Raw genomic sequence first — 26175 nt, 5'->3', positions numbered from 1 at the left:
GATGGCGGGCTACCTGCTGAAGAACTGCGCAGCGATTATCGTCGACGAAGGCAACGGGCCGGCCGTGCGCCGGAACGCCGATCTGCTGACCAATGGTCCGGCGATCCAGGCGATCGGGACGAACCTGTCGCAAGAGCCCTTGCCTGCGGACACGGTCATTCAGGATGCATCAGGCTGGTTTGTCTATCCGGGTCTCGTCAACACCCATCACCACTTCTTCCAATGCTTCGTGCGCAATCGGACCGATCTCGACTGGACGAAGCTTTCGGTTATCGAATGGCTCGACCGGGTTTATCCGATCTTCTCGCGACTGAACGAGGATTGCTTCTTTCATTCGTCGGTCGCGGCCATGGCCGAGATGATCAAGCACGGCTGCACCACGGCCTTCGACCATCAATATTGCTTCCCCCGGCACGCAGGCAAACGCCTGATCGATCGTCAGTTCGAGGCGGCCGATCTTCTCGGCATGCGTTTCCACGCGGGACGCGGCGGCAACACGCTGCCGAAGTCCGAGGGCTCGACGATCCCGGACGCCATGCTGGAAACGACGGACGAGTTCATCGCCGATTGCGCCCGGCTGATCGACAGCTACCACGATGCCGGCGCCTTCAGCATGCGGCAGGTGGTCGTCGCGCCTTGCCAGCCCGTCAATTGCCACCGCGAAACCTTCGTCGAGTCGGTCGCGCTCGCCCGAGATCGCGGCGTCCGACTGCACACGCATGTCGGTGAAGGCGAAAGCCCGGTCATTCAGGCGCGGCATGGAATGCGGACGGTCGACTACTGCGCCGAACTCGGCTTTGCCGGGCCTGACAGCTTTTATGCCCACTGCTGGGAGCTGACACACGACGAATTACGCAAGATGGCGGCAAGCGGCACGGGTGTCTCCCATTGCCCCGAACCGGTCTATCTGGTCGGCGCCGAAGTGACGGACATTCCCGCTATGGCCGCTTTCGGCCTACGTATTGGCCTCGGTTGCGATGGCGCGGCCTCGAACGACAATTCCAACCTTATGCACTGCATCCACTCTGCCTATATGCTGCAATGCCTGACGGCCTCGACGCGCGCCCATCCGATTCCAGCGCCCGTCGATTTCCTGAGCTACGCGACCACGGGTGGCGCAAGCCTGCTTGGCCGCAGCGATATCGGCCGCCTTGCTCCCGGCATGGCCGCCGACCTCTTCGCCATCGATACCAGGCGCATGGATTATGTCGGAACCCGCCACGACCCGTTGAGCCTGATTGCCAAGGTGGGGATCGGCATGCCGACCGATTTGACCATGATCAACGGGCGCATCGTCTGGCAGGCCGGCGAATTTACCGGCCTCGACGAAGCTCAGCTTTTCGCCGCCGCGGAAGCGGCGCTCGAGACAGTCGAATTCTAAAACCAAAAGAGGGAACTGACATGACCAACGATTTCACCCGCAGAAAACTTATGAAGAGCGCGGCGGCTGCCGGTCTCGCGACGGCCTTTGCCGGCCGCTCAGCGCTTGCCGCCGACGAACCGCTCGGCATCGCGCTCGTCGTTCCCTCGCCTATCGGCGACGTCGGCTGGGGTCATGCACTTGCCGCCGGCATCGATCCGATCAAGGCCGCCTATGGCGACAAGGTGAAGGTCACGGTCATCGAAAACATCGCCGAGGGCCCGGACGCCGACCGCATCATGAACAAGACCGTTGCCGACGGAAACCATTTCCTGATCGCCGGCTCCTTCGGCTATCAGAATGGCGCGCTGCAGATTGCCCGCCGCAATCCGAAGGTGACCGTCCTACATGCTTCAGGCTTCCAGGTCGCACCGAACTTCTCGCCCTTCGCCGCCAAATATTTTCAGGGAACCTACCTGTTCGGCATGGCGGCGGCGGCCCTTTCCAAGAGCGGCAAACTCGGCTCGGTGTCAGCCTTTGCCATTCCTGAGCTGATCACCTCCGTCAACGCCTTCACGCTCGGCGCTCAGGCCGTCAAGCCGGATATCGAAGTGTCTGTCGTCTGGGTCAATTCCTGGTTCGATCCGGCCAAGGAGCAGGAAGCCGCCAAGGCGCTGATCTCTCAGGGCTGCGACGTGATCTTCTCGAATGCGCAGGATACCCCTTCGGTGATCTCGGCCTGCGAGGAAGCCGGCGTCTATGCCTTCAACCTCAACTCGTCGATGAAGAAATATGCCGAGAAGACCTATCTGGGTTGCATCGCCACCGACTGGTCGCCCTTCTTTAAGGCGTCGGTCGACGCCCATCTTGCCGGCACCTTCAAGGGCGCCAACGCCTTCCTCGGCGTTGCCGACAAGGTTGTCCGGGTCGTCGATTGGAACCCGGCAATCCCGGCCGATATTATGACCAGGATCAAGGAAATCGAGGCCAAGATTGCCAATGGCAGCTTCTCGCCGTTTACCGGTCCGATCACCAAGGCTGATGGGAGCGAAGGTGTCGCTTCGGGGACCACGGCGACGGACGCCCAGATCGTCGCGATGGACTGGCACGTCAAGGGTGTCACGACGCCGCTGCCGAAGTAAGCCATGCCGAGCCCGCTCCTGTCGCTGCGCGGCATTACCAAGAGCTACGGCCCGGTCGATGCCAATCAGCAGATCGATCTCGACGTCGCTCCACGATCCATCCATGCCATCCTCGGAGAAAACGGGGCTGGCAAGTCGACGCTGATGAAGCTGATCTACGGCGTCGAGCAGCCGGACAGCGGCACCGTCGCATGGAACGGGAAAGCCCTTAGCCTTGCCTCTCCCGCAGAGGCAAGGCGAGCCGGTATCGGCATGGTGTTCCAGCATTTCTCGCTGTTCGAGAGCCTGACGGTCGTGGAGAATATCCGCCTGATCGTGTCCGGCAAGAAGAGCGAGCTTGCAGAGCGCGTTCGCAAGCTCGGGCATGAGTTCAGCCTCGAGGTCGATCCACACGCTCATATCCATTCGCTTTCCGTCGGCGAGAGGCAGCGGGTGGAAATCATCCGTTGCCTGATGACCGATCCGAAACTGCTCATCCTTGATGAGCCCACCTCGGTGCTGCCGCCGCAGGCGGTGGAAAAGCTCTTCGAAACATTGCGCCGGCTGCGGGACGGCGGCGTGTCCATCCTGTTCATCTCTCACAAGCTGGAAGAAATCCAGTCGCTCTGCGATCGCGCCACGATCTTGCGCGGCGGTCGGGTGACCGGCCACGTCGATCCCCGCGAACACGATGCCCACGAGCTTGCCCGCTTGATGATCGGCCGCGACATGCCGGAACCCATGCCTGCGCTGCCTTTGGGAGAAGGTGAAAAGCGGCTGGAACTTGTCGGGCTCGATTACCGGGCGGATCCTTTCGCCGTGCCGCTTTCGAATGTGAGCCTGGTCGTGCGCGCCGGCGAAATCCTCGGCATTGCAGGCATTTCGGGAAATGGTCAAAGCGAACTCGCAGCGCTGATTTCGGGTGAAACCCAATTGCCGCGGGATCAACGCGACCAGATTTTCATGATGGGCCAGGATGTCGGCACGCTCGACTCCGCCGCCCGCCGACGGCTCGGTCTCGCCTTCGTCCCGGAGGACCGGCTCGGCCGCGGCGCGGTCCCTGAGATGTCGCTCACCTATAATAGCCTGCTGACCGCCCACCCGCTGAACCTTGTAAAACATGGCCTGCTTGACAAGGTGAGGGCGAAGGCCTTCACAAGTGATTGTATCCGGGACTTCGACGTGCGCACGCGCGGTCCAGGGGCAGAGGCCGGTTCGCTCTCCGGCGGCAATCTGCAGAAATTCATCGTCGGACGCGAAATCATGCTGGCGCCGAAGCTTCTTTTCCTCGCCCAGCCGACCTGGGGCGTCGATATCGGCGCGGCGGCGGCGATCCGCAAGCGCCTCATGAGTCTTCGCAACAAGGGCATGGCCGTCCTGGTCATTTCCGAAGAGCTCGAGGAACTGTTCGAACTGAGCGACTTTATACAGGTCCTGCATCACGGCACGTTGAGCCCGCCGTTGCTCACGCGTGACACCAACCCGGAGGAGATCGGCCGATACATGATCGGAGCTCAGCCGCAGCGCGAGAAAGCCACCGCATGAGCAGACCCTTCCTCGCCGCTCCGCCCATTCTCGTCCGCCGGGAGCGGGCATCGCTTGCCGCCACCCTCCTGGCGCCGCCCATAGCCCTCATCGTCACCGTCATTCTCAATCTCGGACTTTACGTCATCATGGGGCGCGATCCGGCTGCGGTCGTCTACGCGATGCTGATCGAGCCCTTCTTTTCATGGGCGTCGTTTTCCGAAGTGCTGCTGAAGACCGGACCGCTGCTCCTCATCGCGCAGGGGCTTGCGGTCGGCTTTCGTGCCAAGGTCTTCAATATCGGTGCCGAAGGACAATTCGTCCTCGGCGCGATCTTCGCCTCCGCCATTCCGATCTGGTGGCCCGGCGCAACCGGCCAGTGGATCTGGCCGCTAATGCTGCTGTTCGGCGCGATGGGCGGCGCATTCTGGGCGTCGCTCACCGCCTTCTGGCGCGTCCGGCTCAATGCCAACGAAATTCTCGTTTCCCTGATGTTGAGTTTTGTCGCCGTGCAGCTCCTCAATTATCTGCTGCTCGGCCCCTGGAAGGACCCGAACGGCTTCAATTTCCCGCAGTCCGTCATGTTCCAATATGACGCGATGGTGCCGATCCTGATTGAGGGAACGCGCGTCAATGTCGCGCTCATCCTCGCCGTTCTCCTGTCGATTGCCGCTTGGGTCTTCATGCAGAAGAGCTTCATCGGCTATAAACTGCAGGTCGGCGGACTGGCGCCGCGCGCTGCGAGCTATGCCGGATTCCGGGAGAGCGGCGCAATCTGGCTTTCGCTGCTGATCGGTGGAGCCGCAGCCGGTCTTGCCGGTGCAGCCGAAGTCGCCGGTCCGCTTGGCCAGCTGCAACGCTCGATCTCGACCGGATACGGCTATGCGGCAATTATCGTCGCCTATCTCGGCGGCCTGCACCCGGTCGGCATCGTTGTCTCAGCGATCGTCATGGCCGCGCTCTATATCGGGGGCGACAATGCGATGGTCTCCGCCAATCTGCCGGTTGCGGCGGTCCGGGTTTTCCAGGGCAGCCTGCTCCTTGCCTATCTGGTGGCCATCGCCTTCGTGCGCTACCGTCTTGCCTGGCGGTCCACATCCACCAGGAGCCCCACATGAACGCCGTCGAGTTCGTTCTGGCCGGAATGCTGGCGGCTGCGACACCCTTTCTCCTGGCCGCTCTCGGAGAACTTGTCGTCGAGCGTGCCGGCGTGCTCAATCTTGGCGTCGAGGGGCTGATGGCATTCGGCGCCGTCATCGCCTTCATCATTGTCTATCACGGCGGCGGGCATTTTCTGGCTTTTCTCGCCGCCGGCCTCGGCGGCCTGCTTCTGTCCCTGATCTTTGCGGCGATTGTCCTCGGCTTCAACGCGAACCAGGTGGCGACCGGGCTGGCGATCGGGATTCTCGGCCAGGGCCTGTCAGCGTTGTTCGGCAAAACCTATGAGAGCCTGACGGTTAAAGCTGTGCCGAAAATCGCCCTTCCCGGCCTCTCCGATATCCCCGTCATCGGCGGCCTGTTTAGCCAGGATATCGTCGTCTGGCTTTCACTGCTCGTGACTGTCGCCATCTGGGCGATGTTTGCCTATGGCAAGCTCGGCCTGATCATCCGCGCCGTCGGTGAAAACCCGAAAGCGGCGCATGCCATCGGCTATCCGGTTATCGCCATCCGATTCGCCGCGGTCGCAGTCGGCGGCATGATGGCCGGCTTTGCGGGCGCCTATGCAGCGACGATCTACACGCCGCTCTGGGCCGATGGGATGATTGCCGGTCGCGGCTGGATTGCGATTGCGCTCGTCGTCTTCGGAACCTGGCTGACCGGCCGCATCTTTCTCGGGGCATGCCTGTTCGGCGCAGTATCGCTGATGGGCCTTGCCGCCCAGGCAACCGGTCTCAACGTCTCGTCGCAGCTGCTCGCCTGCCTGCCCTATCTGGTGACGATCATCGTGCTCGGTATTATTTCGGCGGATCGCCGCCTGCTCAAACTCAATGGCGTCGCCTCGCTCGGCGAGCCGTTCGAGCGATCATGATAACGCCCGTCGAAGCGATGGCAATTGAGAGTCAACTTGCCTTCCGAGCCCGCCACGAACGGTAATCAGAACGAGGAGCCCCGCAATCGTATCAGCCGTGGTCAGACTTCTTCTGACCCCGAGGTTCAAATTCGACGAGCAGCGACTTGAGTTCGACCTCTCGAACTCGTCGCGCCGCCTCGTCAGGGCTGACCCATTCGAGAATACGCTGGCCTTGCTCCTTGAAGTCGTTTCCGATCTCGGTGACTTCGATCTGAAACAGATCGACGATACATGGCGCCACATCGCCGTCGTCGAATTCCTTGAGATAGGTATAGCGGCCGACAGGTTTCCTTTTCACCGCCCCGCGCATGCCTGCTTCCTCCCAGGCTTCGATCGCCGCCGCTTCGAAAGGCTTCTTTCCTTTCATCGGCCAGCCCTTCGGTATGACCCAGCGCGCGCGCTCGCGCGATGTGATCACGAGAATTTCGATCTTCGGCCCGCCATCGCAATAGCGGAAGCAGATGGCGCCGTACTGTTGGCGGAAGGCGCCAGCAAACAGCTTCGCAGGAACCGCAGCGAGCTGCCGCAGCAATGGCTGAGACTTGTCTGGTCGGGACTTGCTGCGTTTTTTTGTAGGCTTCATGACGCTCCGTCTTCAGCGCATCGTGCGGCCGCGCATGGCCTTGTGGGCTCCCCGCCGGTTATTCGCCGGTGGTCCTGGCATTCAGGATTGTCCCGGCAATGTCGGCAAAACCAAGTCCTGCCGGCTGGGAGGAGATCCAACGCGGCACATGCTGAAGGTGCGGAAGAACAGGAAGAATATTGCCGACACCGAAAGAGTTGCGGATGAAGCCGAACATCGGCGCATCGTTTCGAGAATCGCCGACGAACGCCGTGACCGATGGCAATTCTATGGGATCCACCCCGAATTTGCTGGTCAGGAGGCGCTCGCTCATGGCGCGTTTGTCATAATCGCCAATCCAGGTGTTGATGTGGATGGAACTGATGGCGACGGTGCCGCCGATTGCCCTGATATCGCATGCAAAATCTTCGACGTCCTGGGTATCATGACGCTGAATGTCGATTGCCACGTCAGCCAGGCGGAACACCTGGTCGTGTGCGATCTTGAATGTGCCGCCTTTTTCCGCGATCAGTTTTTCGATGGCACCAAGATGCTGGCGTTGACGCTCGCCCTGCAATGCGCCGTTCTCCCAGTAATCGAAAACAACCTCACCGTTGCGGCGGGTGACGGCATAAGCACCGCTTTCGCCGATGACCGCGGCAACAGGCCAGGCACGGACGATGTGTTCGCACCAGCCGGCTGAACCACCCGTGACCGGCACGACGGCGATGCCGGCCCGGCTGAGTTCCCAAAGGGCATCATAGGTGCGCGGCAGAAGTTTACCTTCTGTCGTCAGCGTGTCGTCGATATCGGTGAAGAGATAACGCACATGCTGCAATTCATGCGCGGAGGGTGCCAGATCTACGAACGTCACGTCATGTCCTCGCAGGTCACCACCTCCATGCTGCTATCGGCCAGCACACTGGCGACGGACGGATCGGCCGGCAGCCGATCCGTGTAAAAGCGGGTTATCTTATTGAAAGGTGCAACGCGCACCGCCGCATGGCGGGTCCATTTGCTGACGTCTGCAGCCAAAAGACGCGTTTGCGAATTCTCCAGAAGCGCATTGGTGATCTGCGCCTCGCTATAGCTGAAGTCCATCATGCCGTTCACCGGACTGAGTGCACCGGCACCGACGACGGCATAAGTCGCATAGAATTTTTCCACGAATTTGATCACATCGCTGCCCACGACGTCGCGGTCGTCATGGCGCAGCAGGCCGCCGGTGAGATGGACCTCGACACTCGGCGATTCGCAAAGGGTCAGAGCGACATGAATGTTGTTGGTGATAACAGTCAGCCCCTGGTGATCGCGCAACGCCTCCGCGACGAATTGGACCGTGCTGCCGATTCCCAGGAATACCGTCGCATCCGGGCCGATGTCGGCGGCGACCCGCTTGGCGATCAGCCGCTTGGCCCGACGGTTCAGTTGGGCGCGGGCGTTCAGCGAAATATTGCTGCCTTCGACCGGCACATCGACACCGCCGTGAAAGCGGCGGGCATGCCCGAGATCACACAGCGCATTGATATCACGGCGGATCGTCTGGGTCGTCAGATCGTACCGGCGCGCCAGATCATCGATATATTGGACGCCCTCCGTTTCGATCAGCGCCAGTATTTCGCGTTGTCGGCTCGATATGACCCGCTGCCCCATCGCTTTTTCCTATGAGAGATAGACACTCGGGTCGTCTGTTATCACACCGGTCAAGCCGACAGGCCAAAAAGATGCGAGGAGCTTGGGGTCATTGCAGGTCCATGCCCGCACCTTGATCCCCTGGTGCGCCGCCTCCTCAAGGAAACCGATGCTGAGAGACTTGTAACCAAGATGGATCGTTCTTGCGGGAATTGATTGGAGAACATCACTCCAGTCATCCGGCAGTCTACTCCACAACATAGCGAGCTCGTAACTGGGATCGATTTCGTGCATGCGCCTGAGCGCCGCCGCGTCGAAGCTCGATATCATGATCTTGGTCTGCGGCGCGCGCGCCTTCAGATGCTCGTCAACGGTCTTTACCAGCTGGTCGAGAGATTTGTGATGCGGATGCTGCTTGATCTCGACGTTGGCGTTCAATCCCAGCTCTCCCAATGCGGACAGGACCTCGGCAAGGGTCGGCAAGGGTTCGCTCTTGAAACGGGGGGCGAACCACGCGCCGGCGTCGATCTCCCGCAGGTCGGATGCAGTGAGATCGCCGAGCCTGCCGGTCGATGAGGAGCAACGGTCGACGGACACGTCGTGGATGACGACTGCGGTCCCATCGCCAAGGAGCGCGACGTCCAGTTCGACCCATTCGGCGCCCCGGTCCGCAGCCGCCCGAAACGCGGCAATCGTGTTTTCGGGCGCGACAGCGGATGCGCCTCGATGTGCTTGAACCTCACTGCGGCCGGGTCCGGATCGCGGCTCTGACTTTGGCATGTCTTTCTCTTTTTCCTCACTTTTCGACGCTGCAGATGTCGGACAGCTCTATCCGGCCGTTTCAGTCCGTACGTCGTCCAGTTTTGCTGTTGAATGGATGCATCTGATCAATCCGCGCGAAGATCTCGATCTTTGCAGTCTCGGCGAAGTCCGGCCGGCCCTGAACCGTCAGAACGACCGTCTGCTGGCCTTCCCCCAGTCTTACATGCAAGTGGCTTTCGCCGCCGATCGGCTCGAGCAATTCGACGATGGCGTTCAGACGAACGGAAGGCTCGCTGGGCTTTGCGATGAGAAGAGCATCCGGCCTGAGACCGACGATGTCCGTCCCGTCAGGCAAGGCTAGGACGTTCCTGGCATCGGCCGTACCCAGCACCTCGATCGGCACGAGGTTCATCGGCGGAGAGCCGATGAAGCCGGCAACGAACAAACTTGCCGGACGGTCGTAGACTTCAACGGGCGTTCCCACTTGTTCGACCAGTCCGCCATTCATGACGACAAGCCGGTCGGCAAGCGTCATCGCTTCGAGCTGATCATGGGTGACGTAGATGCTGGTGGTCCTCAGGCGGCGTTGCAGCCGGCGTATTTCGACGCGCATCTGCACGCGCAGCTTGGCATCAAGATTGGACAGAGGCTCGTCGAAAAGAAACGCCGCCGGTTCGCGCACGATGGCCCGTCCCATCGCGACGCGCTGGCGCTGTCCTCCCGACAATTCGCGCGGCTTGCGATCCAGCATTGGCCCAATTTCGAGAATGTCGGCCGCTTCCTTGACGCGGCGATCGATTTCCGCCCGCGGCGTGCCGCGGTTCTTCAGGCCATATTCAAGATTTCCGCGCACCGTCATATGTGGATAAAGCGCATAATTCTGGAAGACCATGGCGATATCGCGCTCGGCCGGCTCCGCCTTGTTGACGTTACGGCCGCCGATTTCGACTTGGCCGCCGGTGATCGATTCCAATCCGGCGATCATGCGCAGCAAGGTTGACTTGCCGCAGCCGGAAGGGCCGACGAGCACGATGAATTCACCGTCTTCGACCGTCAGGTTGATGCCTTTGACAGCAGGAATCGAACCATAGTTTTTCTTGACGTCGACGATATTGATCGGGGCCATTTCATTTCTCCGTTTCGACCAGGCCTTTGACGAAAAGGCGTTGCATGGCGACAATGACGAGGACGGGCGGCAAGGCGGCCAGGATGACCGCTGCCATGACAAGATTCCAGCGCGGCTCGGCATCCGCGACCGCGGCCATGCGCTGAATGCCCATGACGACGGTGTAGAGGCTCTGGTCGGTCGTGACGATGAGCGGCCACAGGTACTGATTCCAGCCGAGCACGAACAGGATTATGAACAAGGCTGCGATGTTGGTCACCGACAAGGGCAGCAGGATATCGCGGAAGAATTTCATCGGCCCCGCCCCGTCGACACGCGCAGCCTCCATCAGCTCGTCGGGCACGGTGAGGAAAAACTGACGAAACAGGAAGGTGGCCGTCGCCGATGCAATCAACGGAATGATGAGTCCGCCATAATTGTTCAGCATTCCCAGGTCGGCGACCACCTTGTAGGTCGGCACGATGCGCACCTCGACCGGCAGCATCAGGGTGATGAAGATCATCCAGAAGGCGAGCGTGCGAAAGGGAAATCGGAAATAGACGATGGCGAAGGCGGAAAGGATGGAAATGGCAATCTTACCGACCGCGACACCGACGGCCATGATCAACGAGTTGAACAGCATCGGTCCGATCGGCGGTGCGCCGGAACTCGTCATACCCGAAGACAGCATGGTCGAATAATTCTCAATGAGGTGCGGTCCCGGCATCAGCGGCACGACACCGGACAAAAAGTCGTTGGGGCCATGGCTCGAGGCGATGAAGGCGATATAGACCGGGAAGATCACGATCGTGACGCCGAGGATAAGGACGAGGTGAGCCAGAAAATTCAGGAAAGGACGATTTTCAACCACCTTTGACGCTCCTCAATATTGCACACGGCGTTCGACGAAGCGGAACTGGACCGCGGTCAGAGCAACAACGATGATCATCAGTATGACCGACTGCGCTGCCGAGGAGCCCAGGTTGAGGCCGATGAAACCGTCGAAATAAACCTTGTAGACGAGGATTTCCGTGGCGCGCGCCGGTCCGCCCTGCGTCGTCGCATGAACGATGCCGAAAGTGTCGAACATGGCGTAAACGATGTTGATGACGACCAGATAGAAGGTTGTCGGCGAGATCAGCGGAAAGACGATCGTCCAGAAGCGCTTCACCGGCCCGGCGCCATCGATGGCGCCGGCTTCCTGGAGCGAGCGCGGCACGCTTTGCAGCGCGGCCAGGAAAAACAGAAAATTGTAGGAAATTTGCTTCCAGGTGGCGGCGATCACGATCAGGACCATCGCGTTGTCCGGATTGATCAGATGGTTCCAGCTGATCCCCATGCTGCGAAGCATATAGGCGACGATGCCGATCGAGGGATTGAACATGAACCACCAGAGTATGCCGGCGATCGCAGGCGCAACGGCGTAAGGCCAGATCAGCAAGGTCGAATAGATGCGGGACGTCCGCAGCACACGCATGGCCGCGGCGGCCAGAGTGAGCGCAATCGTCGTCGACAGAACCGTCACCGAGACGGCGAAAACCAGGGTGTGACCAAAGGCGTCCATATAGAGCGGGTCGGCAAACAGCCGGCGATAATTCTGGAACCAGACGAAGTTCGTTTTGAAACCGAACGCATCCTGGCGAAGGAACGATTGCCAGAAGGCGGTTGCGGCCGGCCAGAGAAAGAAGACGACGGTTATCAGAAGCTGGGGAGCAATAAGCAGATAAGGCAAAACCTTATTGGGAAAGACGGTTCGTTTCGTTTGCATGGGCCCTCACAGAATGACGGAGAGGCAGGGGCCGGTTTGGCCGGCCCCTGCCCCGAGCCCTTAATTGGCAGATTCGAAATCGCGAAGCTGTTCGTTGCCGCGTGCGACGACGGAATCAACCGCTTCCTTGGCAGTCTTCTTGCCGCCGAGCAATGCCGCGAATTCGTCATCGATGATGCCGCGGACCTGGACGTAATTGCCGAAGCGGATGCCCTTGGAATTTTCGGTCGGCGTCACCCGCGTCAGCTGCTTGATGCCAACATCTGCACCGGGGTTCTTTTCGTAATATCCCTGCTCCTGGCTCAGCTTGTAGGCAGCCTCGGTGATCGGCAGATACCCCGAGAACTGATGCCAGTCGGCCTGAACTTCCGGCTTCTGCAGATAGGTATAGAATTTTGCCACACCCTTATATTCTTCTTCCGGACGCCCCCTCAGCGTCCAGAGTGTGGCGCCGCCGATGATCGAGTTGAGCGGCTGCTTGATGACGTCGTCATAATAGGGAAGCGGCGCAAAACCGACCTTGAAGGCTTTGGCATTGTTGATGACGCCCGCCCGGCCGGCGGACGAGTTCATGTACATCGCGCATTCCTGCGAATAGAACATCGGAGGCGCGTTATCTCCGCCGACCGGCCCGCCGAACTTGAAGAGCCCTTCGTCCTGCCACTTCTTCAGGTTCCCCCAATGGCGGATCGTCAGATCATTGTTGAAGGTGAACTCCGCATCCAGGCCGCCGAACCCGTTGGCCTTGGTGGAATAAGGCTTGTCGTGCAGGGCGTTGAGATTTTCCGTCTGAATCCAGGAGATCCAGGCGCTGGTGAAGCCGCATTTGGCGGCGCCCGACTTGATGATCGTGCGCGAAAAGGCCTCCACCTCGGCCCATGTCTTTGGCGGCGTCTCCGGATCAAGCCCGGCTTTCTTGAAGACATCCTTATTGTAATACATGATCGGCGTCGACGAATTGAAGGGCAGCGACAACACGTTGCCGCTGGTGTCGGAGTAGTAGCCGACAACCGGCGCGATGAACTTGTTCTGGTCCCAGGGTTCGCCTTGGTCCTTCATCAACTGATACACCGGATAGACCGCGCCCTGTGCTGCCATCATGGTGCCGGTGCCGACTTCATAGACCTGCACGATGGCCGGCTGTTGCTTGGCGCGGAACGCAGCGATAGCGCCCGTCAGCGTCTCGTCGTAGGTGCCCTTGTAAACCGGCACGATTTCATAATCGGACTGAGATGCGTTGAAGCCCTTGGCGATTTGCTCCAGCTTCGCGCCGTTCTCGCCGCCCATCGCGTGCCACCACTGGATTTTCGTGGCGGCCATCGCCGGAACGGACAAGGACAGGCTGGTCAATCCTGCGGACAGGAAAAAAGCGATCTTGTTCATAATCTCTCCCACTTCTCTCGGTCCGCAGCCTCCCGCTCCAGACGCGCGGATGGTAGCAGCCGAGTTTCACTTTGCAACAACGGAATGTTCACATGAACATTTGAAGCGCTCGTAAACCGAAGGCCGCACGGGCCTCCTGCTTCCAAAGCATGATTGGCTGGGCATGGATTTCGCCGTCAGCCACTCGGATGCTCGATACAGTGTTCAAATGAACGTCTTGTGTCAGTTGGCGCCGAAATATCATTTTTTGCGGGAACCCAGACTTTGCCGCAGCACCGTTCCATCTTCGACGTGAAGCTCAGCGAAAGAAGGCCGCACATGGCTGCGCAGGCGCGCAAGCTGCTCGATACCCCGCGAGTATCGTTTCATCGACCTGTTTTCGCACGACGAAATGGAATGCTGATGCTTGTTTCTTCCAAATGAACTAAACTCGTGCGCTAGCTTTCTCTAGCTGACATTCATCGGATCATCATCATGAATATCAGGCAGATGACCGAGATCGCCGAGCAGTGGCTAACGACATTCATTCTGAACGAATGGACGTTCTTTCAGCTTGCGATCATCGTGGCGGGCTTGGGTTTTGCGTCCTTACTTGCGTCACGCACAGAGCCTGCGATGGAGGCAAAGGCGCGCCTGATCAAGGGTAATCCAGACCTCCTTCGGGTCATCATTGCTCCTATGCGCCGGATGATGTGGCTTTTCCTTGTAGGTTGGTTATGGCTCGCCAACGTTGTGCTGAGCAAGAGCGCGTGGCCCTCACAACGCTGGCTTGTGTCAACGGCTCTGACGCTGGCAGCGGCATGGTTCGTCATCTCCGTTCTGACCAAAATCATCCGCAACCCAACCCTGTCACGCGCCGTCGCGATCGGCAGTTGGAGCTACATCGCTCTTTATGCAGTCGGTCTTGACGGCCCAGTTCTATCTGCTCTTGACGGTCTCGCGATTAATTTAGGCGCGGTGAGACTCTCGCTTCTGCTTGTGCTCAAAGCCCTCGTGCTGGCGATCGCCCTGATCTGGCTGGCCGTCCTCATTGGCAATATGCTTTCCCACTGGGTTCAGCGGTCGGCCGACTTGTCGCCTTCCATCAAGGTGTTGATCAGCAAATGCATCAAGATCAGCCTGATCATAATCGCTGGAGCCATCGCTTTGTCGGCGACCGGGGTCGACCTGACGGCCCTGACCATTTTCTCAGGCGCAGTCGGCGTCGGAATAGGCTTCGGCCTTCAAAAAGTCGTATCGAACTTCATATCCGGCATAATCATCTTGATCGACAAGTCGATAAAGCCGGGTGACACGATCACCCTTGGCGACACGTTCGGGTCGATCCGCGACCTGCGATCGCGGTTTGTTTCCGTCATCACCCGCGATGGCAAGGAGTACCTCATTCCAAATGAGGACTTCATATCGCAGCAGGTCGTCAACTGGTCGTTCTCCAGTGATTATGTGCGGATCGACGTTGACTTCGGGACGTCCTATAATAGTGATCCTCATCAAGTCGTTAAGATCGCCATTGCGACAGCATCGACCGTGCCCCGGGTCGCTAACGAATACAAGCCACCCGTCTGCTGGCTGACCGCCTTTGGCGCTTCGTCGCTCGACTTTCGGCTTCGCTTCTGGATCTCGGATCCAGCGAACGGGCTGACGAATGTTCGTGGGCAAGTCCTGATGGCGCTGTGGGACGCCTTCAAGAAAGCTGGCATCTCTATCCCATTTCCGCATCATGAAATCATCATGAAAAGCCCTATAGAGATCAAACAACAGGACTGATTTGCCAAGCCCGTCGATCCGCCGAGCGGATGCCGTTTTCGAACACGCTGCTGGAAGGCGACATCGATCTGTGCCGAACAGGAGCCGGCCTTGAAGAACAGGACGGCAGCGCCCGGACTGCTCACCGCCTCCCACCAGCCGATGGGGATCTTTCCACGGCCGCCGCCGGAGCCTTGTCGGAGCGGCTGATAGCGACGAACATCTCGCCCCCCGCTATCCGAGGAGACGACGCGGTTCCTCCTGCGGTCGGTCGGCGTTCTCCGTCACGTCGGGTTTGCGTGCATACAGGTATTCGCCAACATGTTCGCGACCCATGGGTTTGCCGAACAAATAGCCCTGCAGCGTGGTGCAGCCCATTTCCAGCAAACACATCGCCTGCCGATGGCTCTCTACGCCTTCCGCCGTGACCTTCATATCGAGCTTCCGCGCCAGATTGAGCACCAGTTCGACGATTGCGAGGCTCGATTCATCCACGAGCATGGTGTCGATAAAGCTCTTGTCGATCTTGATGATGTCGACCGGCAGACTTCGCAGATGCGTCAGCGATGCATAACCTGTCCCGAAGTCATCAAGCGCCACTGTCAGGCCCTTCTTGCGCAAACGTTGCAGGGTTGTTGCAACGGTATCTTCCAAGCCCTGCAGGAAGACCGTTTCCGTCACCTCCAGCACGAGCGTATCCAGCGGGATGCCTCTCGACGCAAAGGCGGCAACGATCCGGGTTTCCAAGTCGCCCCTCATGAAATCGGAGGCGCTTATATTGAGACCCACCCGCCCGAATTCCAGCCCGCGGTCGATCCAGCTTCGAATGTCGGTCGCGACCTGCTCGAGCATGCGGGTCGTAATGTGGTGGGCAACGCTTGGATCTGTGAACGCCTCGTGAAATTGCGCCGCCGACACGATTGAACCATCCGAATGCTGCATTCGCACCAGCGCTTCAAACGCCCATACCCGACCGTCGGCACAACCGACGATCGGCTGATAGTGCGGCACCATCCGATAATCGGTAAGAGCCGACTCCACCTCCCGGATGATCTGAATGCGTCGCGCTATCCTCGAACGCAGGCTGGGCTCGTAGTGGACATAGCTGCCGCGCCGCGTTTCTTTGGCATGATAGAGGGCGAAATCCGCGTTTTGCGAAAGCGTTGCGGCATCCATCCTGCCCTCCGAAATCGCTCCACCCACAGTTATCGTCGGATTTATCGTCGACCCCCCAACATCCAGAGGGCGACCGATATATCCGATCAGGTGGCGCGCGAGTGAACCCATGCGGCGTACGCTTGCGGGCGCGTCCAGAATAACGGAGAACTCATCGCCGCCCAGGCGAAAGACCCTTCCTCGTTTTCCCAAGCGTTCATCCAGACGTGAGGCCACGCCTTTCAGCAGCAGGTCACCTGTCGCATGGCCAAGGATATCGTTCACTTGCTTGAGGCGATCGACGTCGATCAGCAGCAAACCGATGGAAGGAGCGTCGGCCGCTGTGAGCCGCTCCATATGAGCGTTGTAGGCTGCCCGGTTGCCAAGTCCGGTCAGCGGATCGGCGTTTGCCGCCTGGAGCAGACGTTGCTCGTACCGCACTTTTTCGGAAACATCCTGAACGATGCCAAACAGACGACTGGGCTTGTCGCTCAAGCGCTCGATATCGCTGACCACGCGAACCCAGCGCTCCTCCCCCTCTGGCGTCATGATGCGATATTCCCTGTCGATGCCGGCCGCAGAACCATCGAGGACATCGCGTATCCTGCGTCTGACGCTCTCGCGCTCTTCGGGAGCATAGCAGCCGATCACCTCCTCCGAGGTCATTCGTTTGCCGACCGGCAATCCAACGGTGCGGTAAATCTGGTCGGACCAAATGATCGTGCCGGTCTCGAGATCCATCTCGAAGCCGCCGACCTTGGCAGAGCGTTCGGTCTGCTCGAAGCGGGCCTGCTTCAATTCAAGTTCACGTTGCTGCTCTCTCAGCAGGCTTTGCTGACGATGTTCCCTGATGAGGCCGACGACGACGCTTGCCAAACTGCGAAGCTGTCCGAGATCCCGATCGCCGAAGCGGCGGTTCTTGGTGTCGAGGACGCAGAAACTGCCGTAGCAGGTCTCCCCTTCCGAAAGCGGCACTCCCGCATAGAACCGGACCGAACGCTCTCTGACGAAGATGTTTCCGGAAAAGCGAGAATCCTTGTCGGCGTTTTTAACGACGAGCGGTGACTTCGTTTGTACGATGTGGCTGCAGAAGGAATGCTCGCGAGGCGTCTCTTTCAAAAAGAGACCGTGCTCGGCCTTGAACCACTGCCGATCCCCGTCGACGAACGAAACCAACGCCATCGGCATGTCGAACACGCTGCAAGCCAGCCGCACGATTGCATCGAACTCTTCCGTCGGCGGCGTATCGAGAATACTGGCCTGGTGAAGGAGATTCAATCTCTCATCTTCTGAAAGGGACATGCGACCTTGGGCTCCTCGCAGCACTTGATGACGCGGAGTGAAACCCTTCATGGGTCATGGAAGCGGAAGAACTAACCGCTGACTATCTGTAGAATGGCACAATCTGGTTGCCAAATATTGAAGCGGCCCACATATAGTTTGGTCGTAAGACATCCTGCCGAACGGGATATTCTCGCCTGGCCGCAAGATACTGAATATCTGAGTGACATGCCATCTCCGATCGGTCGATGGCCCAGCGACCTTCAAAAAACATAGGCCACGCGGTTCGCATCCGTGTAACGCGCTTAGCCAACTTTGCCTTTACGAGCGCGCAAGACGGCTTGAACATGAGCCTTTGACGCCTCCGTCTTTTTCTTTGTAATTTCCGACATACATTAAATATTATGTACGTTTCGCCGATTGGCACGCGGGGATTGAGGTGTTGGCGATGGCAACCGCCAATCTTCACTTTGTTGTTTTTGCTGCTTTCAGCTTGGGGATTCGGCGTACCGTCGGCGTCTGAACGCGCGTCTGTCGTCCTCAAGGTGAATGGCGCCATTGGGCCTGCTATAGCTGACTACGTGGTACGAGGCATTCAGCGTGCTGGCGAACGTGCAGCGGTCTTGATCGTCCTGCAAATGGATACACCAGGCGGCCTTGACACCTCCATGCGGGAAATCATCCGCGCGATCCTTGCCTCGCCGGTGCCTGTCGCGAGTTTCGTCGCGCCAAGCGGGGCACGGGCTGCCAGCGCCGGCACCTATATTCTCTACGCAAGCCACATTGCGGTAATGGCCCCTGGGATCAATTTGGGTGCGGCGACACCAATCGCGCTCAGCGTAAAGCCTTTCGGCGGTGATGAGGAACCGGAAAAGAAGCCGAGCGAACCTAGTGGCAAGCAGCCGGAAGCTTCAGGCAATGCCCACGAAGCAAAAGCCGTTAACGACGCAGTCGCTTACATTCGTGGGCTTGCGGAATTGCGCAATCGCAACGCCGACTGGGCAGAGCGTGCTGTCCGCGAAGCTGCAAGTCTTTCATCCACAGCGGCAGTGCGCGAACATGCCATCGATTTCACGGCAACTGATGTCAACGATCTCCTTGCAAAGGCGCAGGGCCGCATGGTGCGGGTCGGTCAAACGGAGGTCCGGCTCGATACCGCCGGTTTGGCCGTGCAGGAATTCGAGCCTGACTGGCGCACGCGCCTGCTTTCCGTCATTACCGATCCGAACATCGCAATCATCCTGATGATGGTTGGTATCTATGGCCTGATCTTCGAATTTCTCGCACCTGGGACAATGCTTCCTGGAACGATCGGCGGCATCTGTCTCCTCCTTGGTCTCTATGCCCTGGCATTGCTGCCGGTAAGTTTTGCCGCCGTTGGGCTTATTTTACTCGGCGTGGGATTGACTGTGGCTGAGGCGCATTCGCCAAGCTTCGGCGCTCTGGGCATCGGCGGCGGGGTAGCCGTGATCCTGGGAGCAACCATCCTGTTTGATACCGATATCCCCGGGCTGCAAGTATCGCGCCCCCTACTGGGCGCAATTGCATTTGCGACTCTTGCCTTTAGCCTTGTCGTTGCTCGCGTGGCATTCACCTCGCGATTGCGCCGGGTAGCCACCGGTGCAGAGGAGATGATTGGCATTTCCGGCAAAGTTGAGAGTTGGACGGGGCTCACGGGGTACGTCATCGCGCATGGCGAACGCTGGAAGGCCGTTTCCGCCGAACCCCTTGTTGCTGGTGACCCTGTCAGGGTGACGGGCCGCAACGGGCTGGCGCTCGAGGTCGCCAGCCGTCCTAAGAACACCTAGCGGCATTCAAGGACGCAGGAGGAGAAGTCATGGATATGTTTGCAGATCTTGCCTTCTACTTGGTGGCCATAGTCATTGCCGTCGCCATCCTCGCATCCGCGGTTAAGATCCTGAGGGAATATGAACGCGGCGTCGTGTTCACACTTGGCCGCTTTACCGGAGTCAAGGGACCCGGCTTGATTCTGCTCATTCCCTATGTCCAGCAGATGATCCGGGTCGACTTGCGCACGCGCGTACTCGATGTCCCTAGCCAGGACGTCATCTCACATGACAATGTCTCGGTTCGTGTCAGCGCGGTGATCTACTTCAGGGTCATTGACCCCGAGAAATCGACAATACAGGTCGAGGATTTCATGATGGCAACAAGCCAGCTTGCTCAGACGACTTTGCGCTCCGTGCTCGGCAAGCACGACCTCGATGAAATGCTGGCAGAACGCGACAGGCTCAACTCCGATATTCAGGAAATCCTCGACTCTCAGACGGACGCTTGGGGAATTAAAGTAGCCACTGTCGAGATCAAACATGTGGATATCAACGAGTCGATGATACGGGCGATCGCTCGCCAAGCGGAAGCCGAACGCGAACGCCGCGCAAAGGTCATCAATGCCGAGGGCGAACAGCAAGCTGCAGCGAAGCTACTGGAAGCGGCGGAAATTCTGGCCAAACAGCCGGAGGCGATGCAACTTCGTTACTTGAGCACTTTGAACGTCATCGCCAGCGAGAAGACTTCGACGATTTTATTCCCCTTCCCGATGGAATTGGGCAATCTAATTGCCATTAAGCCGAAGAGATCGAACGGCACTGGCGTTGATGTTTGATCCGGCTTCTGTGTCGCCCTCGGGCCAAAATGAGGCCACGCCCCAGAGAAATGATATGCATGTTGAATCAGCTTCGACTCGCCTCGTCACCTCACAATCGATTCATCGATCACAGGATCTGCTCTAGCGCATGGGAGGCGATTACGTGTTTGCCTCTCGGAGGGGCTGATCGCGGCGAACACCTCGTCCCCTGCTATCCGAGGAGACGACGCGGTTCCTCCAGCGGTCGGTCGGCGTTCTCTTAACAGGCTTTGCTGACGATATTCCCGGGGCCTATTGCCGCCATGCAACTGTGCTTGTTCATTCGCTCAGCCAGGCCTAAGCAGGATCGCTGGCCCAGTCTTCGTGTCCATGGCGTATTCGGATCACGAATATAGCTCCGTGCTCCTCGATCCGGTAGACAATGAGATGGGCTTTGAACGGATGAACTCTAACTGGCGGCGAAATCTCCTCTCGCTCACGCGCCATTCGCGGATTGGCCGCAATCAGATCAAGCACGGTAAACAACTCGTCATGATACTGCCTAGCCTGTGCGGCTCCGAACATGCGCACTCCTTGTTCGGCGATCGCAATGATGTCCTCTTCCGCTTCGACTGAAAGGTCAAAGCGCATTATCTACCGCCGCGCGTTGTTTCTGCACGTGCCACTGCCGCGGCAAAGAGTTCGTCCTTCGAGCGGCTGCCAATACCGCTTTTAAAACCGTCATCAACGAAACGCTGCATGGCGGCAACCTTGTCACTGCGAATTTGGTCCCTCCGGATCAGGTCGCGCACATAGTCACTCGCATTGGAATATCGCCCGCTCTTTGCTTGTGCCTCAACCCAATCTTTCATCGGGTCCGGAAGAGATACGTTCATCGTAGCCATTCGAGCCTCCATGGTGCGAGTAGGTTAGCTGGACTTGGCAAAGTTTGTCAATCGGCTCCACGAACGGCGATCTGTGTCATATCCGGGGATTGCCGCCTACGCGATGACGAAGTCAGCGCTTCAGGGGTAGTCGGCCTGTCGATCAACGTCCGTGTGACGCTGATCCTCGTACGACAGGTCGAGCTCTTGCCCTTGTGGGCAAAGCTTTTCGGCATCGGCACGGCCTTATTCCGGTCTCAGTTGATGGGATCCGAACCGGCAGACGTCAATGCGTGATCCGGGTCCAGTCGGCTCAGATGTGCAAAGCGTTTCCCAACGCTTTCAGCGCCGCTTCCATGAGCGCTTCGCTGCGGGTCGGATGGACGTGAATGGTGCCGGCGATGTCTTCCAGGCGTGCTCCCATCTCGATCGCTAGCGCAAAAGCTGCCGAAAGCTCGGAGACTCCGGCTCCCACCGCCTGCAAGCCGAGAACCAGATTGGTGTCGGCACGGGCGACGACGCGCACGAAACCTTCCTCAGAGACCATCGTCATCGCCCGCCCGTTGGCGCTGAACGGAAACTGGGCGGTGCGGATCTCATATCCTTGCGCGCGCGCCTCCGCCGGCGTCAGGCCGGCGCTGACGATCTCAGGATCGGTAAAGCAGATGGCGGGAATGCATCTTTTGTCCCAGCCCCGCTTCTTGCCCGCAACGATTTCTGCCACCATCTCCCCTTGCGCCATCGCCCGATGCGCCAGCATCGGTTCGCCGGTCACGTCGCCGATCGCATAGATGCCGCGCATCGAGGTGCGGCATTGATCGTCGATCCTCAGATATGGACCGGCGCGGTCGAGATCCAACTCCTCGAGACCGGACCCTGCCGTTCGCGGGCGGCGGCCGACAGTGACAAGGATGCGATCCGCCGGCAGTGTCTCATGCCGGCCATCCGACGTTTCAACGATCAATGACTCGCCATTATCGGCAAGACCCATCGCCTTCGCACCCGTCAGCACCCGGATGCCGCTCTCGGTCAGCTTGCGCATCACGGGACGCACCAATTCCGCATCATAGAGCGGCAGCACCTGGGGAGTCGCCTCGACGACGCTCACCTCCGAGCCCATCTTCGAAAAGGCCATCCCGAGTTCCAGCCCGATATAACCGCCGCCGACCACGACGATCGTTTTCGGTAGTTCCGTCAGCGACAGCGCCTCGGTCGAGGAAATGACGCGGCCGCCGAAGGGCAGGTTGGCAAGCTCCACCGGATCGGAACCGGTGGCGATCACCACGGTCTCGGCGCGGATGACCTGCTGACCGGTTTCGGTCTCCACCTCCACCGTCTTGCCGTCACGGAAGTGCGCGCGGCCATGGACGATTTTCACCCGCGCCTTCTGCAACAGACCTGAAACACCTCCCGTCAGCCGGCCGACAATGCCGTCTTTCCAGGCGATCGTCCTTGCGAGATCGATCGAGGCGCCTTCGACGCGGATGCCCATCGGGTTCTTGCCTGCCAGCATTTTTTGCGTGGCGTCGAATTCCTCGGCCGCATGGATCAACGCCTTGGAAGGAATGCAGCCGACCGTCAGACAGGTGCCGCCCGGCTTGCCGGCTTCGATGATGACGGTATCGATGCCGAGCTGTCCGGCGCGGATGGCGCAGACATAGCCGCCCGGGCCGGCGCCGATGACGAGGAGCTTGCAGACCATTTCTTTCATGTGCTCAGCCTTCGATGAAAATGAGCGCCGGCGTTTCAAGGAGCGTGCGGATACGCTGGACAAAGGTCGCCGCATCCCAGCCGTCGATGATGCGATGATCGAAACTCGAAGAGAGGTTCATGATCTTGCGCGGCACGAATTGCGTGCCGTCCCAGACCGGGCGTGTGGCGATCTTGTTGACGCCGATGATCGCCACCTCGGGATGGTTGATGACAGGCGTCGAAACGATGCCGCCGAGCGCACCGAGCGAGCTGATGGTGATGGTGGAGCCGGAAAGCTCGTCGCGCGTCGCCGTGCCCGAACGCGCCGCATCCGCCAGCCGGCTCATTTCGGCGGCGCAATCCCAGAGGCCGCGCGCTTCCGCATGCCGCACGACAGGCACGGTCAGGCCGGCCGGCGTCTGCGTGGCGATGCCGATATGGACGGCGCTATGGCGCGTGATGATGCCGGCATCGTCGTCGAAGGTGGCGTTGACCTCCGGCTGCCCGGCAATGGCCTTGACCAGCGCCCGCATCAGAAAGGGCAGGACCGTCAGCTTCGGATGGCCCTCCCTGCGGTCGCCGTTCATGGTGGCGCGCAGCTCCTCCAGCGCCGTCATGTCCACTTCCTCCACATAGGTGATGTGGGGAATGCGCGAGGTGGAAAGCACCATTTTTTCGGCGATGCGCCGCCGCAGTCCGGTGAGCTTGATCTCCTCCGTCGCTGTCTTCTTGACGGATCCACCCTTTAGGAGGGCCGGAGCGGCGCCTTGCATCAGGAATTGCTCGACATCTTCGCGCAGGATACGTCCGGCCGGCCCGCTCCCCTGCACCTGCCTGAGATCGACGCCGCTTTCCCTGGCAAAGAGCCGAACGGAAGGGGCAGCAAGCGGTTTTTCGACGGGCGGGGCGGCAGTAGACGGGATTGCGGAGACCGGCGCTGCCGGGGCAGGCCTCGTGATTTCCGCTGTGACGACTTCGGCGGTCGGCGCCTGCGAAATCCGCATCGGCTGGGCCTCGCCGGCACCTTCCGCCGTTTCGATCCGCACCAGCGGCGCCTTGACCGCGATGCGGTCTCCGATATCGCCGGCGAGCCAGATGACCGTGCCATCGACGGGAGAGGGAATTTCCACTGTGGCCTTGTCGGTCATCACGGCGGCGATCACCATGTCCTCGCGGACGGGATCTCCCGGCTTCACATGCCATTCCACAAGTTCGGCCTCGGCGACCCCTTCCCCGACATCGGGCATCTTGATGATGAATTCGCCCATGGCTCAGGCCTCCATGACTTCGGCAAGCGCCCGCCCGACCCGGCCGGGACCGGGGAAATAGTCCCATTCCTGCGCATGCGGATAGGGCGTATCCCAGCCCGCGACGCGCACGACAGGCGCTTCGAGATGATAGAAGCAATGTTCCTGCACCAGCGCCACGACCTCGGCGCCGAAGCCCGACGTCAAGGTCGCCTCATGAACCACGACGCAGCGGCCCGTCTTCGAAACTGATTTGACGATCGTATCGAGATCGAGCGGCAGCAGGCTTCTCAAATCGATCACTTCGGCGTCGATGCCGGCATCCTCGGCCGCGGCCAGCGCCACATGCACCATCGTGCCATAGGCAACGACTGTTACCGCCGATCCCGTGCGCCGCACCTCGGCCTTGCCGATCGGGATCGTATAATGGCCATCGGGCACCTCGCCGAGAGCGTGTTTCGACCAGGGTGTGACCGGCCGCTCGTGGTGGCCGTCGAAGGGGCCGTTATAGAGCCGCTTCGGTTCGAGGAACATCACCGGATCCGGATCCTCGATCGCCGCGATCAGCAGGCCTTTGGCGTCATAGGGATTGGACGGCACGATCACCTTCAACCCGCAGACATGGGTGAAGAGCGCTTCCGGGCTCTGACTGTGCGTCTGGCCGCCGAAGATGCCGCCGCCAGTCGGCATGCGCACGACGATCGGGCAGGTGAAATCGCCGTTGGAACGGTAGCGGATACGCGCCGCCTCCTGCGTCAGCTGGTCATAGGCGGGATACATGTAATCGGCGAACTGGATCTCGACGCAGGGTTTGAGCCCGTAGGCCGCCATGCCGATTGCCGTGCCGACGATGCCGGATTCGCTGATCGGCGTGTCGAAGCAGCGCGTCCTGCCGTATTTTGCCTGCAGGCCCTGGGTGCAGCGGAAGACGCCGCCGAAATAGCCGACATCCTCGCCGAAGACCACGACATTGTCATCCTTCGCCATCGACACGTCCATGGCGCTGCGCACGGCCTCGATCATCGTCATCCTGGCCATGTCAGTATCCTGCCTTCTGCCGCTGGCGGCGGATATGCGCCGGCATCTCGGCATAGACGCCCTCGAAAATGTCGCGCACCGAAGGTCTGCCGCCGGCATGCAGCGTGCCATGCGCCTCGGCCTGGCGCTGCGCCTCGATCACCTCATCGGCGATTTCGGCTTCCGCCTGCACATGCCGCGCCTCCGACCATACGCCCTTGCCGATCAGATGTTTCTTCAGCCGCAGCACGGGATCGCCGAGCGGCCAGGCCTCCGATTCCGTCTTTGGCCGATAGGCGCTCGGATCGTCGGAGGTCGAATGCGCGCCGACGCGGTAGGTGACATGTTCGATCAGCGTCGGCCCGAGATTGCGCCGGGCGCGTTCAGCTGCCCAGCGGGCGACGGCATGGACGGCGAGATAATCATTGCCGTCGACCCTGAGCGCCGGAATGCCGAAGCCGAGGCCTCGGGCGGCAAAGGTGCCGGAGCCGCCGCGAGCAATTCCCTGAAAAGTGGAGATCGCCCACTGATTGTTGACGATGTTGAGGATCACAGGGGCCTTGTAGGTCGAGGCGAAGACGAGCGCCGAATGGAAGTCCGATTCCGCCGTCGATCCGTCGCCGATCCAGGCCGCGGCAATGCGGCTGTCGTTCTTGATCGCCGAAGCCATCGCCCAGCCGACGGCCTGCACATATTGGGTGGCGAGATTGCCCGAAATGGTGAAGAAGCCATGCTCCTTGGAAGAATACATGATCGGCAGCTGCCGGCCGTGCAGCGGATCACTCTCGTTAGAGTAGATCTGGTTCATCATCTCGACCATCGGATAGTCGTCGGCGATCAAGAGGCCCGCCTGGCGATAGGTCGGGAAATTCATGTCGCCCTTAGCAAGCGCCTTGCGGAAGGCGCAGCTGACGGCCTCTTCGCCGAGATGCTGCATGTAGAAGGAGGTCTTGCCCTGGCGCTGCGCCATCAGCATGCGGGCATCGAAGGCGCGCAGCTTCATCATGTTACGAAGCCCGGTCAGCAGTTCCTCATCGGTGAGCGATCCGGCCCAGGGACCGACCGCCTCGCCGTCACGGTTCAAGACACGGATGATCGAATAGGCGAGATCGCGGATATCCTCGGACGCGACATCGACCTCCGGCCGCGGCACGGAACCGGCCTTGGCGATCTTGACGTTGGAAAAGTCGGGCTGGCCGCCCGGGCGGACGGCGGGTTCGGGGACGTGCAGGCTCAAATGAGCGGAATCCACCATGTTTTTGCGTTCCTCCCTTTGCC

The 26175-nt window shown here is 59.9% G+C and carries 23 protein-coding genes and 1 pseudogene; 9 read left to right on the top strand and 15 right to left on the bottom strand.

Annotated elements, in window-relative coordinates; translation table 11 throughout:
• The first annotated feature begins 1 nt into the window (after window position 1).
• Genes HJB91_RS19715 through HJB91_RS19695 form a run of 5 tightly spaced genes read left to right on the top strand, consistent with a single transcriptional unit; the run spans window position 2 to window position 6034 of the window.
• Window positions 2-1381, top strand: a complete 1380-nt coding sequence (locus HJB91_RS19715) for an amidohydrolase (protein ID WP_221155758.1) — start codon at window positions 2-4, stop codon at window positions 1379-1381.
• A 20-nt stretch (window positions 1382-1401) separates the two neighbouring features.
• A complete protein-coding gene (locus HJB91_RS19710) occupies window positions 1402-2502 on the top strand; it encodes a BMP family ABC transporter substrate-binding protein (RefSeq protein WP_221155757.1) in 1101 nt (366 codons plus the stop codon).
• Window positions 2503-2505: 3 nt separating this feature from the next.
• Window positions 2506-4026, top strand: coding sequence for an ABC transporter ATP-binding protein (locus HJB91_RS19705; RefSeq protein ID WP_210633325.1), 1521 nt, complete (start codon window positions 2506-2508; stop codon window positions 4024-4026).
• Window positions 4023-5123: an ABC transporter permease gene (locus HJB91_RS19700; protein ID WP_221155756.1), complete on the top strand. Its 1101-nt coding sequence runs from the start codon at window positions 4023-4025 to the stop codon at window positions 5121-5123. Before HJB91_RS19705 ends, HJB91_RS19700 begins: the two co-directional genes overlap by 4 nt.
• On the top strand, window positions 5120-6034 hold the full coding sequence (locus HJB91_RS19695; RefSeq protein WP_221147177.1) for an ABC transporter permease: 915 nt from the start codon (window positions 5120-5122) through the stop codon (window positions 6032-6034). The genes HJB91_RS19700 and HJB91_RS19695 overlap by 4 nt, the downstream gene beginning before the upstream one ends.
• A 91-nt stretch (window positions 6035-6125) precedes the next feature.
• Here the strand turns inward: HJB91_RS19695 and HJB91_RS19690 are convergent, their stop codons facing one another.
• The 8 genes from HJB91_RS19690 to ugpB form a co-directional block, all read right to left on the bottom strand.
• Window positions 6126-6659 carry an NUDIX hydrolase gene (locus HJB91_RS19690; protein WP_210633321.1) on the bottom strand — a complete coding sequence of 178 codons (534 nt, stop codon included), beginning with the start codon at window positions 6657-6659 and terminating at the stop codon, window positions 6126-6128.
• A 58-nt stretch (window positions 6660-6717) separates the two neighbouring features.
• Window positions 6718-7512, bottom strand: a complete 795-nt coding sequence (locus HJB91_RS19685) for an HAD family hydrolase (protein ID WP_210633320.1) — start codon at window positions 7510-7512, stop codon at window positions 6718-6720.
• Window positions 7509-8291, bottom strand: coding sequence for a DeoR/GlpR family DNA-binding transcription regulator (locus HJB91_RS19680; RefSeq protein ID WP_210633318.1), 783 nt, complete (start codon window positions 8289-8291; stop codon window positions 7509-7511). Before HJB91_RS19680 ends, HJB91_RS19685 begins: the two co-directional genes overlap by 4 nt.
• 9 nt (window positions 8292-8300) lie before the next feature.
• A complete protein-coding gene (locus HJB91_RS19675) occupies window positions 8301-9050 on the bottom strand; it encodes a glycerophosphoryl diester phosphodiesterase (protein WP_210633316.1) in 750 nt (249 codons plus the stop codon).
• A 61-nt stretch (window positions 9051-9111) separates the two neighbouring features.
• The gene (ugpC, locus tag HJB91_RS19670) at window positions 9112-10158 is read right to left on the bottom strand and encodes a sn-glycerol-3-phosphate ABC transporter ATP-binding protein UgpC (RefSeq protein WP_210633314.1); all 1047 of its coding nucleotides are present in this window, start codon (window positions 10156-10158) and stop codon (window positions 9112-9114) included.
• 1 nt (window position 10159) lies between these two features.
• On the bottom strand, window positions 10160-11008 hold the full coding sequence (gene ugpE, locus HJB91_RS19665) for a sn-glycerol-3-phosphate ABC transporter permease UgpE (RefSeq protein WP_221155755.1): 849 nt from the start codon (window positions 11006-11008) through the stop codon (window positions 10160-10162).
• A 12-nt stretch (window positions 11009-11020) separates the two neighbouring features.
• On the bottom strand, window positions 11021-11905 hold the full coding sequence (gene ugpA, locus HJB91_RS19660; protein WP_221147178.1) for a sn-glycerol-3-phosphate ABC transporter permease UgpA: 885 nt from the start codon (window positions 11903-11905) through the stop codon (window positions 11021-11023).
• Between the two features lie 60 nt (window positions 11906-11965).
• On the bottom strand, window positions 11966-13288 hold the full coding sequence (gene ugpB, locus HJB91_RS19655; RefSeq protein ID WP_210633309.1) for a sn-glycerol-3-phosphate ABC transporter substrate-binding protein UgpB: 1323 nt from the start codon (window positions 13286-13288) through the stop codon (window positions 11966-11968).
• Window positions 13289-13762: 474 nt separating this feature from the next.
• Here ugpB and HJB91_RS19650 point away from each other — a divergent pair, with 474 nt between their 5' ends.
• Window positions 13763-15055 carry a mechanosensitive ion channel family protein gene (locus HJB91_RS19650; RefSeq protein ID WP_210633307.1) on the top strand — a complete coding sequence of 431 codons (1293 nt, stop codon included), beginning with the start codon at window positions 13763-13765 and terminating at the stop codon, window positions 15053-15055.
• Between the two features lie 9 nt (window positions 15056-15064).
• A pseudogene (locus HJB91_RS30865) lies at window positions 15065-15244 on the top strand (hypothetical protein); the annotation flags it as partial.
• Window positions 15245-15268: 24 nt separating this feature from the next.
• Here the strand turns inward: HJB91_RS30865 and HJB91_RS19645 are convergent.
• On the bottom strand, window positions 15269-17491 hold the full coding sequence (locus HJB91_RS19645; protein WP_221155754.1) for an EAL domain-containing protein: 2223 nt from the start codon (window positions 17489-17491) through the stop codon (window positions 15269-15271).
• A 383-nt stretch (window positions 17492-17874) separates the two neighbouring features.
• On the opposite strand from HJB91_RS19645, the gene HJB91_RS19640 reads away from it, so the two are divergent.
• Window positions 17875-19278 (top strand): nodulation protein NfeD, encoded by a 1404-nt coding sequence (locus HJB91_RS19640; RefSeq protein ID WP_221155753.1) that lies wholly within the window; start codon window positions 17875-17877, stop codon window positions 19276-19278.
• 29 nt (window positions 19279-19307) lie between these two features.
• Window positions 19308-20096 (top strand): slipin family protein, encoded by a 789-nt coding sequence (locus tag HJB91_RS19635; protein WP_210633304.1) that lies wholly within the window; start codon window positions 19308-19310, stop codon window positions 20094-20096.
• A 318-nt stretch (window positions 20097-20414) separates the two neighbouring features.
• Here the strand turns inward: HJB91_RS19635 and HJB91_RS19630 are convergent, their stop codons facing one another.
• The 6 genes from HJB91_RS19630 to HJB91_RS19605 form a co-directional block, all read right to left on the bottom strand.
• The gene (locus HJB91_RS19630) at window positions 20415-20708 is read right to left on the bottom strand and encodes a type II toxin-antitoxin system RelE/ParE family toxin (RefSeq protein WP_210633303.1); all 294 of its coding nucleotides are present in this window, start codon (window positions 20706-20708) and stop codon (window positions 20415-20417) included.
• The gene (locus tag HJB91_RS19625; protein WP_221147182.1) at window positions 20708-20962 is read right to left on the bottom strand and encodes a type II toxin-antitoxin system ParD family antitoxin; all 255 of its coding nucleotides are present in this window, start codon (window positions 20960-20962) and stop codon (window positions 20708-20710) included. The genes HJB91_RS19630 and HJB91_RS19625 overlap by 1 nt, the downstream gene beginning before the upstream one ends.
• 292 nt (window positions 20963-21254) lie before the next feature.
• A complete protein-coding gene (lpdA, locus tag HJB91_RS19620; RefSeq protein ID WP_221155752.1) occupies window positions 21255-22652 on the bottom strand; it encodes a dihydrolipoyl dehydrogenase in 1398 nt (465 codons plus the stop codon).
• 4 nt (window positions 22653-22656) lie between these two features.
• Complete coding sequence (locus HJB91_RS19615; protein WP_221155751.1) at window positions 22657-23901, bottom strand: dihydrolipoamide acetyltransferase family protein; 1245 nt, start codon at window positions 23899-23901, stop codon at window positions 22657-22659.
• Window positions 23902-23904: 3 nt separating this feature from the next.
• Complete coding sequence (locus HJB91_RS19610; RefSeq protein ID WP_210633291.1) at window positions 23905-24918, bottom strand: alpha-ketoacid dehydrogenase subunit beta; 1014 nt, start codon at window positions 24916-24918, stop codon at window positions 23905-23907.
• Window position 24919: 1 nt separating this feature from the next.
• Window positions 24920-26152 (bottom strand): 3-methyl-2-oxobutanoate dehydrogenase (2-methylpropanoyl-transferring) subunit alpha, encoded by a 1233-nt coding sequence (locus tag HJB91_RS19605; protein ID WP_210633289.1) that lies wholly within the window; start codon window positions 26150-26152, stop codon window positions 24920-24922.
• Window positions 26153-26175: the final 23 nt, after the last annotated feature.

It is taken from the genome of Rhizobium sp. NLR10b (assembly GCF_019685435.1).
GTDB lineage: Bacteria > Pseudomonadota > Alphaproteobacteria > Rhizobiales > Rhizobiaceae > Rhizobium.
The sequence above is the reverse complement of the archived record's forward strand: the minus strand, read 5'-3'. Positions and strand labels throughout refer to the sequence as shown.

Excerpts from the sequence above, each read along its gene's own strand:
- HJB91_RS19715 (WP_221155758.1), top strand. The coding sequence starts at position 2 with ATGGCGGGCTACCTGCTGAAGAACTGCGCAGCGATTATCGTCGACGAA.
- HJB91_RS19710 (WP_221155757.1), top strand. The coding sequence starts at position 1,402 with ATGACCAACGATTTCACCCGCAGAAAACTTATGAAGAGCGCGGCGGCT.
- HJB91_RS19705 (WP_210633325.1), top strand. The coding sequence starts at position 2,506 with ATGCCGAGCCCGCTCCTGTCGCTGCGCGGCATTACCAAGAGCTACGGC.
- HJB91_RS19700 (WP_221155756.1), top strand. The coding sequence starts at position 4,023 with ATGAGCAGACCCTTCCTCGCCGCTCCGCCCATTCTCGTCCGCCGGGAG.
- HJB91_RS19695 (WP_221147177.1), top strand. The coding sequence starts at position 5,120 with ATGAACGCCGTCGAGTTCGTTCTGGCCGGAATGCTGGCGGCTGCGACA.
- HJB91_RS19690 (WP_210633321.1), bottom strand. The coding sequence starts at position 6,659 with ATGAAGCCTACAAAAAAACGCAGCAAGTCCCGACCAGACAAGTCTCAG.
- HJB91_RS19680 (WP_210633318.1), bottom strand. The coding sequence starts at position 8,291 with ATGGGGCAGCGGGTCATATCGAGCCGACAACGCGAAATACTGGCGCTG.
- HJB91_RS19675 (WP_210633316.1), bottom strand. The coding sequence starts at position 9,050 with ATGCCAAAGTCAGAGCCGCGATCCGGACCCGGCCGCAGTGAGGTTCAA.
- ugpC (WP_210633314.1), bottom strand. The coding sequence starts at position 10,158 with ATGGCCCCGATCAATATCGTCGACGTCAAGAAAAACTATGGTTCGATT.
- ugpA (WP_221147178.1), bottom strand. The coding sequence starts at position 11,905 with ATGCAAACGAAACGAACCGTCTTTCCCAATAAGGTTTTGCCTTATCTG.
- ugpB (WP_210633309.1), bottom strand. The coding sequence starts at position 13,288 with ATGAACAAGATCGCTTTTTTCCTGTCCGCAGGATTGACCAGCCTGTCC.
- HJB91_RS19650 (WP_210633307.1), top strand. The coding sequence starts at position 13,763 with ATGAATATCAGGCAGATGACCGAGATCGCCGAGCAGTGGCTAACGACA.
- HJB91_RS19645 (WP_221155754.1), bottom strand. The coding sequence starts at position 17,491 with ATGTCCCTTTCAGAAGATGAGAGATTGAATCTCCTTCACCAGGCCAGT.
- HJB91_RS19640 (WP_221155753.1), top strand. The coding sequence starts at position 17,875 with ATGTACGTTTCGCCGATTGGCACGCGGGGATTGAGGTGTTGGCGATGG.
- HJB91_RS19635 (WP_210633304.1), top strand. The coding sequence starts at position 19,308 with ATGGATATGTTTGCAGATCTTGCCTTCTACTTGGTGGCCATAGTCATT.
- HJB91_RS19630 (WP_210633303.1), bottom strand. The coding sequence starts at position 20,708 with ATGCGCTTTGACCTTTCAGTCGAAGCGGAAGAGGACATCATTGCGATC.
- HJB91_RS19625 (WP_221147182.1), bottom strand. The coding sequence starts at position 20,962 with ATGGCTACGATGAACGTATCTCTTCCGGACCCGATGAAAGATTGGGTT.
- lpdA (WP_221155752.1), bottom strand. The coding sequence starts at position 22,652 with ATGAAAGAAATGGTCTGCAAGCTCCTCGTCATCGGCGCCGGCCCGGGC.
- HJB91_RS19615 (WP_221155751.1), bottom strand. The coding sequence starts at position 23,901 with ATGGGCGAATTCATCATCAAGATGCCCGATGTCGGGGAAGGGGTCGCC.
- HJB91_RS19610 (WP_210633291.1), bottom strand. The coding sequence starts at position 24,918 with ATGGCCAGGATGACGATGATCGAGGCCGTGCGCAGCGCCATGGACGTG.
- HJB91_RS19605 (WP_210633289.1), bottom strand. The coding sequence starts at position 26,152 with ATGGTGGATTCCGCTCATTTGAGCCTGCACGTCCCCGAACCCGCCGTC.